Source organism: Pantoea sp. CCBC3-3-1, assembly GCF_007981265.1.
Taxonomy (GTDB): Bacteria; Pseudomonadota; Gammaproteobacteria; order Enterobacterales; family Enterobacteriaceae; genus Erwinia.
The window spans coordinates 3,018,867-3,033,412 of record NZ_CP034363.1; the positions used below are offsets into that span (position 1 = coordinate 3,018,867).

A 14,546-nucleotide genomic window follows, 5' to 3' on the forward strand; every position below is an offset into this window, starting at 1 on the left:
CATTAATTTACGTAGCATTAACATCTAAGTCACCACCGGGGGGTTGTATGTTCTTATCAACAAATCTTAAGTGTTTCATTGTATTAGCCAGAGAAAAGTCACTGAAAAAAGCCTCAGAATTCCTTTTTGTTACCTCATCACCCATATCAAGAAGAATTAAAATACTGGAAGATGAGTTAGGTTTTAAATTGTTTTCCAGAAACGACCATGATTTCACGCTCACCAAAAAAGGACTCGAACTTTATGAAAAAATCATGCCCTACTATAATAAAATGACAGAGCTGGAAGATTTTTTCTCCCAGAAAAAAACTAACGTTAATATTAAACGCAATCTGATGATTGGTGTGGAAAACCTCAATCCATTTTTGTTTAATTTATTGGTTAAAACCAAAAAGAAAACGGAAAGCGTCTCCTACTGTGCATGCGATATAAAAAACTCCATGGAAGCTTTGCTGGCAGGCGAAATTCACGGAATTATTTCGCATCGACAAATAGCAGAAAACGGTATTGTCTCTATGGATTTTTTTAGTGAACCAGCCTGTTATCTTTTCTCGAACAAATATCCCGACTTTCAGATTAGTGATAACAAAAACATCCCGATTATTATTCCCAACAATGGTTTTTATGACTCTTACATAAAAAATGCGCACACCCGGATCCTGACACTCAGCCCGACTGCGCAAGTTATTATTGTTGATGATATTTCTGACTATTTGTCTCTTATCAGTAGCGGGGAGGCTGTTGGCCTGATCAGCCAGTCCATGGTTTCGTTTTATAAAAGTAAAATAGACAATTTCAATGAAATCAATTACAGGACAGAATCGATCTTTCCTGAGCTCAAAACCTACATTTATTATCTTAAAGAGAGAGAAAACTCGGTTAAATTAGCGATCGTCAGTAGCAGCGAGAGTCGCATCGCTTCCTGAAACCACAGCTGCACTGTCGTTGGTTTAATCATTCAGCAGTACGCTCTCTCCCGCCGGGTTCAGGAAGCACTGAATAACGGGTTTATAGTGGGGAAAAGTGACAGGTATTCTGAGCTGGCCAAAGGATGGCCTACCCGACCTCTCAGTCAGGCAAGGCGCATGAGTCAGTAAATCAGAATTCAACCTGGGTATGACGGGAAATCAACGAGCGCAGCGGCACGCTGCTTTTAATAATCGGTGATTTAATAACGATATAGCTGAAGTATTTATCAATACCAATTTTTGCATCCAGCAATGCCTCAATCACTTCCTGATAATGCTCAATACTGCGGGTAATAAAACGCAACAGATAGTCGTAGCCCCCGGTAATCAAATGACATTCCATCAATTCGTCAACCTCACGTATCGCTGCTTCAAAACGCATAAAGTCTTCACGTCGATGACCGCTTAGCGTTACTTCAGTAAAAACTGAGACCGAATCGGTGATTTTAGGAAGATTGATATGCGCCTCATAGCCGGTGATAAACCCTGCGCTTTCAAGGCGTTTAACCCGCTGCAGGCAAGGGCTGGGGGAGAGTCCAACGGCATCGGCAAGGTTCACGTTACTGATGCGGCCATCTTTTTGCAGCTGCACCAGGATGTTGATGTCGATGCGGTCCAGTTTCATTAAGCCGTTCATAACACCCCTCATTGTTACCAGATTGTCACCAGTAACGAAGGTATAACACGCTTTCCGCCGGCTGCGCCAGCGTTTTACCCGGTTACACCTTCGCCGGTGATTAGCAATAAATGTAAGAATATCAATGAGGAATAATCGGTCAGCCCAACCGTCCACTGGCACGCGCCAGCGCAATATCAAAAATATGCAGCGCTTCTTCCAGCTGTGAATCGCTGGTAACCAGCGGTGCAAGAAAGCGAATGGTGTTGCGCTGTACGCCACATTTAATTAACAGCAATCCTTCCTGACAGGCGCATTCGAGGATTTTTTGTGTCAGCGCGGCATCCGGCTTTCCGCTCTCGAAATCGATAATTTCTACCGCCTGCATCAGACCAATGCCCCGTACGTCGCCAATACAGGCATATTTTTCCGCTAACAGCCGCAGCCGGCCGGCGAGCTGGCTGCCGAGCTGGTTAGCTCGCGCCAGCAGGTTGCCTTGCTCCAGTAAATCCAGCACCGCCAGTGATGCCGCGCAGGCCAGCGCATTGCCGCCATACGTTCCTCCCAGCCCGCCGGGCAGCGGGGCTTCCATCACCTCAGCTTTGCCCACTACCCCCGAAATCGGCAGACCCCCGCCAAGACTTTTGGCTACCGTCACCAGATCCGGCACGATGCCGGTATGCTGAAAACCAAACATCTTGCCGGTACGGCCAAACCCTGTTTGTACTTCATCGCAAATCAGCAGGATGCCGTGACGGTGGGTGATCTCACGTAACGCCTGCATAAAAGTGGCAGAAGCAGGAAGGAAACCGCCATCGCCCTGCACCGGTTCGATAATGATTGCCGCCACGCGTTCCGGGGCAATCTGCACCGCAAACAGCGTGTCCAGCGCCTTCAGGCAGTCCGCTTCGCTAATCTTATGAAACGCATTTGGAAACGGCACGCGATAGATGTCGCCGGGGAATGGCCCAAAATTTTGTTTGTAGGGCTGGCTCATGCCGGTTAGCGTACAGCCTAATAAAGTGCGGCCATGAAATGCGCCGTCAAAGGCAATAATGCCGGGACGATTCGTGTAGGCGCGGGCAATTTTCACGGCGTTTTCAACCGCTTCTGCGCCGCTGGTAAAAAAAACGCTTTTGAATTTTTCTTCCGTGCTAATCAGCCTGTTCAGCCGTTCGGCCAGTTCGATATAGCCTGGATAGGCCGCTACCTGGAAACAGGCATGCGTAACCTGTTGCAGCTGCTTTGTGACGGCCTCGATCACCGCAGGATGGCTGTGTCCCACGTTGAGCACGCCGATGCCCGCAACAAAATCCAGATAGCGATTGCCTTCCACATCCCACACTTCCGATCCTTTTGCTTTCGCAATGACCAGCGGATGTGCGGTGACCACGCCGCGCGGTACGTGCGCTTCGCGGGCATCCAAAAATAGTGCGTTATCTACAAATGTGTGCTGCTCGTCCAGTAAATTATGCATCTCTCTTCCTCAATGAATGACGTTAACTCAAGTATCGCAATAAGCCTTTTCCCGCCGCTGCCGAATTAACGGCGGCGGCAGCATTACCTGTCGAAAAGCGAGTGGATCCGTGGATTAAATGTTTACCGGCATGGTGGTGCGAACGACTTCGCAAAACCAGGCCACGCCATAAGGGATCACGGCGTCGTTAAAGTCATAGGCGGAATGATGCAGCGGCTGGCTGTCACCTGAGCCCAGCCACAGATAGGCGCCGGGGCGCGCCGCCAGCATAAAAGAGAAATCTTCAGACGTGAGCGCCGGGCTGGCGGCGGCAGAGGCTTGCAGACCTGCCCGGCCCGCCGCTTGCAGCGCAATTTGCGCCTCCGCTGGCGAGTTAATGGTGGCGGGATAATAGCGGTTATAGGCCACGGTCGCCTGCAGCCCATGCGCGGCGGTAACATGTTCAGCCATCTCGCACAGGCGCTTCTCGATAGTGTCCTGCACGGCCAGGCTGAAGGTGCGTACCGTACCGGTGATGCTGGCGCTGGCCGGGATCATATTGTGGGAAAAGCCGCCCTGAATGCGCGTTACCGTCAGCAAAGCGGGCTCGCAGGGATCGACCGCGCGGGCAACGATAGTGTTGAGCTGCACCACCAGTTCGCTGGTTGCCAGCAGCGTATCCGCGCTCAGATGCGGTTGTGCTGCATGGCCGCCACCCCCGTTAACGGTAATATCAAACCGGTCGGCCGCTGCCATAATCGGCCCGGCACGCGTTTGCGCGGTGCCCAGCGGCAGCTCAGGCCAGTTGTGTATGGCATAGACCGCGTCACAGGGGAAGCGGCTGAACAGACCGTCTTCAATCATCGCGCGCGCGCCGGCCAGCCCCTCTTCCGCAGGCTGAAAGATAAAAATAACGGTGCCGTCAAACTCTTGAGAAGCAGCCAGCTTACGTGCCGCTCCCAGCAACATAACGGTATGCCCATCGTGGCCGCAGGCGTGACAGCGACCGGCGTGCAGGCTTTTCCAGGATTGCATCCCGGCATCGTCCATCGGCAGCGCGTCCATATCCGCGCGCAAACCAACACTTCCCGGACCTGTTCCACGGCGCAACACGCCGACCACGCCGGTTTTACCGATATTGCGATGCACCTCAATACCCAGCGCAGCCAGAAAATTGGCCACGATATCCGCCGTACGGTGCTCATCGAATCCCAGTTCGGGATGGGCGTGCAGGTCTCGTCGCAATGCCGTTAAGTCATCCATCTCAGTATCCTCGCTCTCTGTCCACCACGCCCGTCATCGTTTCGCCACGTTCGAAACGGCGGAGGTTATCCAGTAACGCCTGAACCGCGCTTTCCGGCTGCGTCTGGCTGGCAATATGCGGCGTCAGCCAGATGGCGGGATGCTGCCAGAACCGATGACCGACAGGCAGCGGCTCGGGCGACGTCACGTCAATCACCGCCGCCGACAGCTGTCCGCTATCCAGCGCGGCCAAAAGATGATCGTGTTGCAGATGTTTGCCTCGTCCCACCTGAACCAGTGAGGCACCCTGCGGCAGCTGGTTAAACAGTTCGGCGTTCAGGATCCCTTCGGTAGCGGCCGTTAACGGCAGAAGGCAGATAAGGATATCGCTGCGGGCCAAAAAATTGCCCAGTTCACCCTGCCCGACAAAGCTCTTTACGCCAGCAAGGTTTTTGCCTGTGCGACTCCAGCCCGCGCAGTCAAAGCCCAGCTGTACAAGCGGCTGCAACACCGCCTCGCCCAGCGTTCCCATGCCCATCACGCCGACGCGGCTACGGGAAGCAGGCCGGCCAGGGTGCTCAAGCCAGACCTGCTGGCGCTGCTGTTGCAGATAGCGCGGCATATTGCGATGCAGCCCCAGCACGGCAAACGTGACATATTCCACCATGCCGCGGGTCAGGCCGGGCTCGATCATGCGCACTACCGGCAAACTGGCCGGCAGGCTGGCATAATCGAACTGATCGACGCCCGCGCCCACCGAAAACAGCACTTTCAGATTGGGAAAATGCTGCATGATATTGTCTGGCGGCTGCCAGGCGATCAGGCAGTCAACCTGCTCAGGATCGACGATATCGGGCCAAAGCTGGAAACGAATGTCCGGCGCCTGCTCCGCCAGTAAACGCTGCCAGCGGCGTCCGCGTTCGGGTTCAGATTTATAGACGATATTCATCAGGCCATCGCCTGTGACATCAGGCCAAAGGCGCGGACGTCTTCAGGCTGCCAGGCTTTGCCACGAACCATCGTGGTTGGGCGATCGACCTGCGCTAATCCCAACGTGTTCAGCCAGTCGCCCAGCCCGTATTCGCTGTCGGTATCAATACGGATAAACTGCCCCGACAGGCCGGACAGGAGTTCGCTGACCAACACTTTTGCCTGCGGCAGGCTGCGGCAGATAATCGGGCCGATGGCGTAGCCATGGCCGAAGCGGCGCAGGCAGGCAAATCCCTCTACATTGCCCTGTTCTTCCAGCACGATAAAACGTTCTGCGCAGTCCAGCAGGCTGGCGATGAGTGCCGGACGATGCAGTCCATGCGCCTGGGTATCCAGCGCGGTCAACGCGGGGGTTTCCTCTGCATGTGCAGGACGAAGCCGCTGACCTTTGCCGGGTATAACAGCGGTAAAATCTGCCAGCTCACGACACTGATGCTGGGCAATTTCGCCACAGGTAACGAAGCCCAGTTTTTCGTACAGCCCTTTGCCCATTTCAGTGGCATGCAGCCGCAGGTTGATACCTTCCAGCTTTGCCATGGCCGTCTGCATCAGCTGCCTGCCCAGGCCTTTGCTCTGCGCTTCCTCAGCGACGATGACCAGCCCCAGCGTGGCGTAATTGCCCCAGCGCCAGAAAAGCAGCGTGCCCAACAGCTGGCCCGCTTCCACGGCGGCCAGTCCTTCGCCCAGCGCCAGCGCCTGCTGCCAGTCGGCCAGTCGGTGTGGCCACTTCAGACGCTGAGTCAGTGCCACTGCGCGCTCCAGATGCGCGTCACTCATTGCAACGATGTCAATCATGCTTTTCTCCTTTACATCATGCCCGGCGTGGCAAGGTCGGAACCATCCACCAGCCGCGAATAGCGATAGGGTGTGGGATCGACAACGGGTGTGGCATCCATCGCCAGATCGGCGGCAAGCCGGCCAGAACCGGGGCCAATGCCAAAACCGTGGCCGCTGAATCCGGCGGAAACGATCAGTCCGGGAAGTTTGGCTATTTTAGAGATAACCGGCACCGCATCCGGCGTGCTGTCAATCATCCCGCCCCAGGCCTGCTCCACCCGCAGTGCGCCCATGGTTGGATATTCTCTGCGCATTGCCGCCAGTCCTTCCTGTACCAGCCCCCGATCGGCCGCCGGATCGAGAATACGCACTTTTTCAAACGGCGACACGCCGTCAAACTGCCAGCGGGCCAGCGATTCCGGGCCGGTCATAAAGGCCGCCAGGCCCAGATCGATCTTCAGATTTTTGCGTCGCGCCTTGAAGGTGGGATAAAACTGACGTGCATAGCGTAAGCCCTGCACGCCGGGCGTCAGGCGGCCGCGTCCCGAAACCGACACGGTGTAGCTGCCGTCGGCCTGCGGGCGGCAGGCAAAACCCGGTGTATAGAGCGGCATACTAATAGCCTGCTCTACCGGCGAAGTGCGAAAAGCGGTGCCAATTACGTTCCCCAGCGGCAAATCTATCCCATGGCGGCGGCAGAACATGGATGTCCAGGCACCGCCCGCGCAAATCACGCGTGAGGTTTTGATCGGGCCGCGTTCGGTTATCACGCCGCTGACCTTACCGGCAGAAATATCCAGACCGCGCACGGCGCACTGTTGAAAGATGCTGGCACCCAAACGCTGAGCGGCAATAGCTATACCGGCCGAGGCTAGCGCCGGTTCCGCATGACCATCGGTGGGCGAGGAAACGCCGCCCAGCCAGCGGCTGGTACTGCCTGGCGTCATCGCTTTCGCCTGTTCCGCAGTGAGAATATCGCTGCGCACGCCGTAGCTTTTCGCCATTTTCCCCCAGTTATCCCAGGCATCAATTTCGCTTTGATTTCCGGTAGCGTAAACCAGCCCGCTGCGGCGAAAGCCTAAATCCTCGCCGGTCTCTTTGGTGAGTTCTTCCCAACGCTGAAGCGCATGAATAATCAGCGGCAGCTCCCGTTCGTCACGGTTCTGCTGGCGGCACCAGCCCCAGTTACGGCCGGACTGCTCGCCGCCCACCAGGCCTTTTTCAATCAGCACCACGCTGACACCGCGCTTAGCCAGTTCGTAAGCGGCGACCGTCCCGGCAATACCGGCACCAATAATGACGACGTCTGCCGCTGGCGGAAAATAGCGGCTGTCCTGAACGTAGCGAATCAATGCGGGCATAGTGTTTCCTCGTGATGCGTCTTAAAGCGCAATATCGTTAGCGTCATGTTCATCCAGCCAGCCCTGGCGAAGTTCCGGAACGGCACGTTTCAAACGTTCGTAATAGAGTTCGGTAGAGGGTTTATCGTAGTCGGCGCGCGCGACCTGCGTCACCATGCGCCCGTTTTTTACCACCATAATTTCGTCACAAACCGAGCGAACGGCATGCAGATCGTGGCTGATAAAAATTACCGATAAGCCCAGCTCGCGGCGCAGGTCGGTAATCAAATCCAGCACCGCCGCGGCCACCACCGTATCCAGCGCAGACGTGACCTCGTCACAAAGTATCAGATCAGGCTCCGCTGCCAGCGCGCGCGCAAGGTTCACACGCTGTTTTTGCCCCCCTGACAGCGCCCATGGCCTGCGCCACAAGACGCTGCGCGGCAGCCTGACCAACTCCAGCAGCTGGTGCAGCCGCTTTTCAAGCGCTGCGCCGCGCAGGCCGTGAAACAGCTTCAGCGGCCGGCTGAGAATAGTGGCAATGCTATGCGCCGGATTCAGCGCGGTATCCGCCATTTGGAAAACGTACTGAATGCGGCGTAATTCATTTTCCGGGCGCGCGCGCATGTCCCCCTGAATATAGTGACCGTTGAACAGGATGTGGCCACTTGCAGGTGGATTCATCCCGGCTATCGCGTGGGCCAGGGTGGTTTTCCCGGAGCCGGACTCGCCGATAATGCCCATTGCCTGACCGCGGAACAGACGCAGATTGATATCATGCAGGATCGGAATTTTTGGCATGCCCTGACTGTCAACCGGGCCATAACCGGCAAACAGATCGCGGACTTCCAGCATCGGCTGGACGGTCGCGTCTTCAGGCTGCCAGGGCGTCGCCCGCATTTTTTGCTTTGCGGCATCCAGCAGCAGCCGGCTGTATTCCGCCTGCGGCGCACGCAGCAGGCTTTCCGTGGTGCCATATTCCGCAATCGCGCCCTTCAACAGAACTAAAATCCGATCTGCCATCTGTGCGACTACCGCCAGATCGTGACTGACGTAAATAGCGGTCATGCCGCGCTGTCTGACCACGCGACGAAACGCTTTCAGTACCTCGACCTGGGTGGTGACGTCCAGCGCCGTGGTGGGTTCATCGAGGATCACCACTTCCGGATCGCTAATCAGCGCCATTGCGGTCATCAATCGCTGTAGCTGCCCGCCGGAAACCTGATGCGGGTAGCGCTGGCCAATGGTGTCGGGATTGGGCAGCGCCAGCTCGCGAAACAGCTCAACGGCTTTTTTTTCCGCTGCCGCCCGTTTCATCACCCCATGGATCACCACCGGCTCCACCACCTGATCCATAATTTTCATCGCCGGATTGAACGAGGCGGCGGCGCTCTGCGCGATATAGGCCACTTTGTTGCCACGAAACTGGCACTGCTGTTTTGCTGTTAATGAGGTGACGTCGGTTCCGGCAACGTGGATCGTGCCTTCGGCAATTTTACAGCCGTGACGTGCATAGCCCATCAGCGCCAGCGCGATGGTGGTTTTGCCCGAGCCGGACTCGCCAATCAGCGCCAGCACTTCTCCTTTCTGTACGGTAAAACGGATATCAGAAACCAGCGAGATTTCGCGGCCATCATCGCCATATGCGACCACCCGCAAATTTTCCACCGCCACAACCGGGCGGCTACTGTGTAACGTGACGCTCATGCAACCCCCTTCGCCGCGCTGAGCGGACGCATTGCCTGCAGGCTGTCGATAAACAAATTGGCGCCGATAGTCAGGCTGGCAATCGCGATGGCCGGCATCAGCACCGCCGGAGAGCCATCAAACAGGCCCTGTAGATTTTCACGCACCAGCGTGCCCCAGTCGGCATAGGGCGGCTGTACGCCCAGGCCTAAGAAACTCAGGCCGCTAAGCAACAGCACGATATACACAAACCGCAGGCCGAAATCGGTCAGCATCGGATGCAGCATGTTTGGCAGGATATCGTGAATGGCAATATAGAAGCGGCTTTCACCCCGCAGTGCCGATGCGCGAACGTAGTCCATTGAGCGCAGGCTGGAAGCCATCGCCCACGCAATACGAAACGCGCCGGGCCAGTAGGTGAAAACCGCGGTGATAACCAGCATCGGCAGTGAGGAACCGAATACCGCGACAATCATCAGCGCAAGAATTTTCCCCGGCAGAACCAGCATCGCATCGTTAATGCGGCCGAGAATCTCTTCCAGCCAGCGCCCGGCGACGGCGGCCAGCAGCGCCAGCAGCGTACCGGTCAGGCTGGCCAGCAGCGCCGCGCCCAGCGCCAGACCGATGGAGTAGCGGGCGCCGTACAGAATGCGGCTGAACATATCGCGGCCGAGATAGTCGGTGCCAAACCAGAATTCCCGGCTGAAGCCGCCGAACATAGGGCCGCCGCCGATATCCTCCAGATTATGCGGTGCCAGCCCGGTGCCGAATATCGCCAGAAAAATCCACACCAGCGTCATCAGCAGGCCAATTCGCCCGCTTACGGTTAGCGACATAAAGAAGCGCCACGGTAGGGTTAGTGCGTTCATCAGCCTCTCCATTTTGGATTAAATGCAATGGTCAGGATGTCGGCCAGCAGCAGCAGAACCAGATAACAGCTGGCGAACAGCATCACGCAAAGCTGTACCACCGGCAGATCGCGGTTGCTGACCGCATCGACCAGCTGGCTGGCAAGCCCCGGATAGCTGAAAATGCTCTCGATAATAATCACCCCGCCAAACAGATAGGAGAGGCTCAGCGAAATCGCGTTGGCTATCGGGCCAACGGCATTCGGCAAGGCGTGACGCAGCATGGCACGCAGCGGTGAAACGCCTTTCAGCAGCGTCATTTCCAGATAAGGACTGTCCATCTGGTTAATCAGCGCCGAGCGGGTCATTCGGGCCATTTGCGCGACCAGCACGCAGCACAGGGTCAGTACGGGCAGCGCATAGGTTTTCAGATAACTGACAAAATCCAGCGCGGGCGTGCCTAACGACATAGCCGGAACCCAGTGCAGCTTCACGGCGAAGACAATCACGGCAATGGTGGCCACCAAAAACTCGGGAACGGCGACTACGGCCATGGTGGCCATCATCAGGCCGCGATCGAACAGCGATCCGCGTTTCATGGCGGCCGTCAGGCCAATCAACAGCGCCAGCGGAACCGAAACCAGGGTGGTGATCGCCGCCAGTTCAAAGGTGGCGGGCATGCGCGCGGCCACCAGTTGAGAGACCGGCAGATGGCTGGCGAACGAGGTGCCGAAATCGCCCTGTACCATCCCGCCCAGCCAGTGCAGATAACGCAGCAGCAGCGGCTGATCAAGCCCCAGCTGCTGCCGCAGCGCCGCGACCGTTTCCGGCGTGGCGCTCTGCCCCAGCACCATTTGCGCGGCATCGCCCGGCAGCATGCTGGTGATAAAAAACACCACGGCGGAGACAATCAGTAAGGTCAGGATGCCCGCGCCACAGCGGCGGGCAATCAGAAAAAGCATGTAACGGTTCATCGCCTTTCTCCTTATCAGGTCAGCCTGACGACGTGCTAATCAGGCGGTGAGCCAGGCAAACTCGTGGAAGCGGTAGCCCATCATCATGCCTGTCGGCCAGGCCTCCACGCCTTTCACCTTGTTGCTGTGACCGTCCAGCGAACTGATAAAGGTTGGGATCAGCGTGCCGCTGTGGTCATAAATCAGCTGCTGCATATCGCCATACATCTGTTTCCGCCTGGCGGCATCGCGTTCGCCGCGCGCGGCGACCACCAGCTGATCGAACTGCGCGTTCTTCCAGCCCGATTCATTGTTGGGCGCATCGGAGAGATAAAACTGCGAGAGCAGCAGATCGACCGTTGGGCGGGGATTAATTGAGCCGTAGCCAAGCGGATCTTTCGTCCAGTGCGTTGACCAGTAGCCGTCGTAAGGTACACGGCGAACCTGGAAATTCATCCCTGCCGAACGGCCCAGCTGCTGAATTAACTGACCGCCTTCAACCGAACCTTCAATATTCTGCGTGGTAATGATCTCGGCGCTGGCCCCCGCCATCCCCGCTTTTTTGAAGTGATATTTCGCTTTTTCGATATCCAGCGGACGCTGTGGAATATCTTTGTTAAACATCGGATGCCACGGCGGCACCGGCGTATCGTTCGCCACCTGGCCGAAGCCCTGCATCACGGTTTTCACCATGATTTCGCGCGGCTGGAGATACTTCATACCCAGCACAAAATCTTCGTTGCTGCCGGGCTTCATATCGGTTCGCACGATCAGGTTGGTGTACATGCCGGATTTGCTTTCCAGTACGCCAAACTGACCGGAGGCCCTGAGGCGTTTGACGTCATTGGAACTGAGCGTTGCCACCATGTGCAGATCGCCCGACATCAGGGCATTGATGCGGGCAGCCTGGTCGGTAACCCCCATCAGTTCCACCTCGTCCAGATGCGGCAGGCCCGGTTTCCAGTAGTGTGAATTTTTCACCCCAACCGTACTGACGCCTGGCGTAAAGCTCTTCAGCACAAACGGGCCGGTGCCGACGGCTTTGCTGAAGTCTTTCGTGTTTTCCCGCAGGATTAAAAACGGGCTGGTGGCCAGCACCGTTGGCATATCAAAGTTCGACTGCGTGAGAACCAGCCTGATTTCTGAGGGACTGACGGCGGTGATACTGGCGAACTGCTTCGCCTGGGTGATGGCCGTGGAGGCCACCGCCGGATCTTTATGACGATTCAACGACCAGATCACATCCTGCGCGGTCAGCGCTTTGCCATCGTGGAAGACGACGCCGGGACGCAGCTTGATCTGCCAGGTAATGCCGTCGCTGCTTTCAATCGATTCCGCCAGCGCGGGCGTAGCCGTCAGGTTTTTATCCAGCTCGGTCAGGCCGCTGTAGAACATAAACTGACGACAGTAATCCCCGCTGTTGCTGCCCTTAGCCGGGTCGAGCGTATCCGTCGCTGAGGCGTTGGCCACCGCGGCGCGTAATTTGCCGCCTTTCACCGGGGTTTCCGCAGCAAAACTCATTTCCGGGAAGCCAACCAGTCCGGTGCTCATAATCGCGCCCGCTGACAGCAGCTTCATCATGCCTCGTCGCGTAAGAGACACCTCGGTAATGGCCTGGGTTAAAGATGGGTTTACCGGCTTAAATTCTTGACGAAATTTACTCATCTGCACACCCTCAATTCAAATTAATGGCTCAGGAGATCCGGTCCAGCGTTTTGTACCAGAGGCCGGCAACGGGTAAAAACCAGGGTTTGCCAAAGTAGCCAGGTACGGCAGGCCAGCTTTCGCGCTGCCAGGGATTTTCAGCGCTTTTTTCCGCTAGCAGATCGGCCATCACCCGGCCCATCCAGACCGACATCTGCGTGCCATGGCCGCTGTAGCCCAGGGAGTAGAACACCCCTTCATGCTCGCCGGCGTGCGGCAGACGATCCGCCGTCATATCCACCAGCCCGCCCCAGCAATAATCGATACGCGATTCAGCAAGGGTTGGGAAAATTTTGCTCATGCCTGCCTGCAAAATTTTGCCGCTGCGGGCATCGGAAGTGGGGCTGCTGATGGCGAATCGCGCCCGGCCGCCAAAGACCAGACGATGATCGGCAGTGGTGCGGAAATAGTTGCCGATATTCATCGAGGTGACGCAGGTGCGGTTATGGGGGATCAGCGCTTGTAGCTGCGCTGGCGGCAGCGGCTGCGTGACCACAATAAAACTGCCTACCGGAATAATGCGGCGCTGGAACCAGTCGAACGGCCCTGTGTTGGAGCAGCCCGTCGCCATCAGCACTTTTTCAGCGAGGATCTCGCCTTTATCGGTGCAGACACGATGCTGGTAGCCGTTTACCCGCGTCAGGCGGGTGACTGGCGTGTGTTCATAGATTTCGGCACCGCTGCGCGCGGCGGCCTGCGCCAGCCCGATACCAAATTTACCCATATGCATTTGACCGCCGCGCTTCTGGATCAGCCCACCGTGAAAAGCAGCAGAGTCGACTTCACTACGAACCTCATCCGCGCCGACCAGCTCCACCTCGCGGTCCACATGGGTGCGTAAAGCCTCATACGTCGCCTTCAGTCCGGCAAAATGCGAGGCTTTACTGGCAAGCTTGATTTTGCCGCAGCGAATAAAATCGCAGTCAATCTGCTCATCGCTCACCAGACTTTGCACATAATCGACCGCGCTGGCGAAAGCACGATAGTAGCGGCTGGCCTGCTCCACGCCCTGGCTTGCCACCAGCGCGGCAAAGTTCTGCGACACCCCGGTATTACAGTGGCCGCCGTTGCGTGCCGAAGCCTGGCTCATTACCGCTTCGGCTTCCAGCACCACCACTTTCAGCCCGCTGCGCGCCAGATTCAGCGCCGCCGAGATACCGGTGAAGCCGCCGCCAATCACCACCACATCGGCGTGAGTAGGCAGATCGCCTGTTGCCGCACCGGTAAACGTGGGTGCCGTCGCCTGCCAGAAAGATTCGAGTTTCATCGCCCTGCTCCTGTGTGCCGGGTTACAAACCTACGACTGCCGCAAGGCCGCCAATGTCGTTGATTTCGGTGTAGCCGTAATACGGATTACCCGAATCGTGTCCACGGTTGACGAAGACCTTGTGCGTAATGCCCAGATCGTGTGCGGTCATCAGGTCGTAGCGCAGGCTGCTGGAAACATGGAGGATCTCTTCCGGCCCGCAGTTGAGCTTGCTGAGCATATATTCAAAGCCTTTCATCTGTGGTTTGTAGGCACCCACTTCTTCGGCAGTGATGGTCATATGGATGGGCGCGCCAAGACGCGGCACATGGTTTTTGATCAGCTCGTCAGTGGAGTTGGTCAGCAGCACCAGCGGAAATTCCTTCGCCACTTTTGCCAGACCGGCAGGTACGTCAGGATGCGGTCCCCAGGTTGCGCAGGCGCTCATGATCGCCTCACAGTCTGCGGCAGTGCATTCCACGCCCCACTTATTGCAGGTGCGGTACAGCGCATCGCCCACCACCTGAGGATAAAGTTTGAACGCGCCCAGCACTTCATCCATGCGATAGCGGGCAAAATCGGTGACAAACGCCGCCATTTTTTCCGGGCTGACCCGCCCGGCGAAGCGGCTGGCGGCCGCTCCGGCCATGTCGAAGTTGATCAAGGTGCCGTAACAGTCGAAGGTAATAAATTTCGGTTTAAACACAGCCATGACGCATC

General features: G+C 56.8%; 13 protein-coding genes. 1 reads left to right on the plus strand and 12 read right to left on the minus strand.

Annotated elements, in window-relative coordinates; translation table 11 throughout:
- The first annotated feature begins 47 nt into the window (after positions 1-47).
- The gene (locus EHV07_RS14265) at positions 48-926 is read left to right on the plus strand and encodes a LysR family transcriptional regulator (protein WP_168199634.1); all 879 of its coding nucleotides are present in this window, start codon (positions 48-50) and stop codon (positions 924-926) included.
- A 172-nt stretch (positions 927-1,098) separates the two neighbouring features.
- Here EHV07_RS14265 and EHV07_RS14270 read toward each other — a convergent pair whose 3' ends face one another.
- The 12 genes from EHV07_RS14270 to EHV07_RS14325 form a co-directional block, all read right to left on the minus strand.
- Positions 1,099-1,605, minus strand: coding sequence for an Lrp/AsnC family transcriptional regulator (locus tag EHV07_RS14270; RefSeq protein ID WP_147198677.1), 507 nt, complete (start codon positions 1,603-1,605; stop codon positions 1,099-1,101).
- A 139-nt stretch (positions 1,606-1,744) separates the two neighbouring features.
- Positions 1,745-3,061: a 4-aminobutyrate--2-oxoglutarate transaminase gene (gene gabT, locus EHV07_RS14275; RefSeq protein ID WP_147198678.1), complete on the minus strand. Its 1,317-nt coding sequence runs from the start codon at positions 3,059-3,061 to the stop codon at positions 1,745-1,747.
- A 114-nt stretch (positions 3,062-3,175) separates the two neighbouring features.
- Positions 3,176-4,303, minus strand: coding sequence for a M20 aminoacylase family protein (locus tag EHV07_RS14280; protein WP_147198679.1), 1,128 nt, complete (start codon positions 4,301-4,303; stop codon positions 3,176-3,178).
- 1 nt (position 4,304) lies between these two features.
- Positions 4,305-5,231, minus strand: coding sequence for a glyoxylate/hydroxypyruvate reductase A (locus tag EHV07_RS14285; RefSeq protein WP_147198680.1), 927 nt, complete (start codon positions 5,229-5,231; stop codon positions 4,305-4,307).
- Positions 5,231-6,067: a GNAT family N-acetyltransferase gene (locus EHV07_RS14290; protein WP_147198681.1), complete on the minus strand. Its 837-nt coding sequence runs from the start codon at positions 6,065-6,067 to the stop codon at positions 5,231-5,233. The genes EHV07_RS14285 and EHV07_RS14290 overlap by 1 nt, the downstream gene beginning before the upstream one ends.
- 11 nt (positions 6,068-6,078) lie before the next feature.
- Positions 6,079-7,410 carry an FAD-binding oxidoreductase gene (locus EHV07_RS14295; protein WP_147198682.1) on the minus strand — a complete coding sequence of 444 codons (1,332 nt, stop codon included), beginning with the start codon at positions 7,408-7,410 and terminating at the stop codon, positions 6,079-6,081.
- Between the two features lie 21 nt (positions 7,411-7,431).
- Positions 7,432-9,096 carry an ABC transporter ATP-binding protein gene (locus EHV07_RS14300; protein WP_147198683.1) on the minus strand — a complete coding sequence of 555 codons (1,665 nt, stop codon included), beginning with the start codon at positions 9,094-9,096 and terminating at the stop codon, positions 7,432-7,434.
- A complete protein-coding gene (locus tag EHV07_RS14305) occupies positions 9,093-9,944 on the minus strand; it encodes an ABC transporter permease (protein ID WP_147198684.1) in 852 nt (283 codons plus the stop codon). Before EHV07_RS14305 ends, EHV07_RS14300 begins: the two co-directional genes overlap by 4 nt.
- A complete protein-coding gene (locus tag EHV07_RS14310; protein WP_147198685.1) occupies positions 9,944-10,897 on the minus strand; it encodes an ABC transporter permease in 954 nt (317 codons plus the stop codon). Before EHV07_RS14310 ends, EHV07_RS14305 begins: the two co-directional genes overlap by 1 nt.
- Positions 10,898-10,936: 39 nt before the next feature.
- Positions 10,937-12,541, minus strand: a complete 1,605-nt coding sequence (locus EHV07_RS14315; RefSeq protein ID WP_147198686.1) for an ABC transporter substrate-binding protein — start codon at positions 12,539-12,541, stop codon at positions 10,937-10,939.
- A gap of 28 nt (positions 12,542-12,569) precedes the next feature.
- Positions 12,570-13,847 (minus strand): FAD-binding oxidoreductase, encoded by a 1,278-nt coding sequence (locus EHV07_RS14320; RefSeq protein WP_147198687.1) that lies wholly within the window; start codon positions 13,845-13,847, stop codon positions 12,570-12,572.
- Between the two features lie 22 nt (positions 13,848-13,869).
- Entirely contained in the window at positions 13,870-14,538 is a 669-nt protein-coding gene (locus EHV07_RS14325) for a haloacid dehalogenase type II (RefSeq protein ID WP_147198688.1), read from the minus strand.
- Between the last annotated feature and the right edge of the window lie 8 nt (positions 14,539-14,546).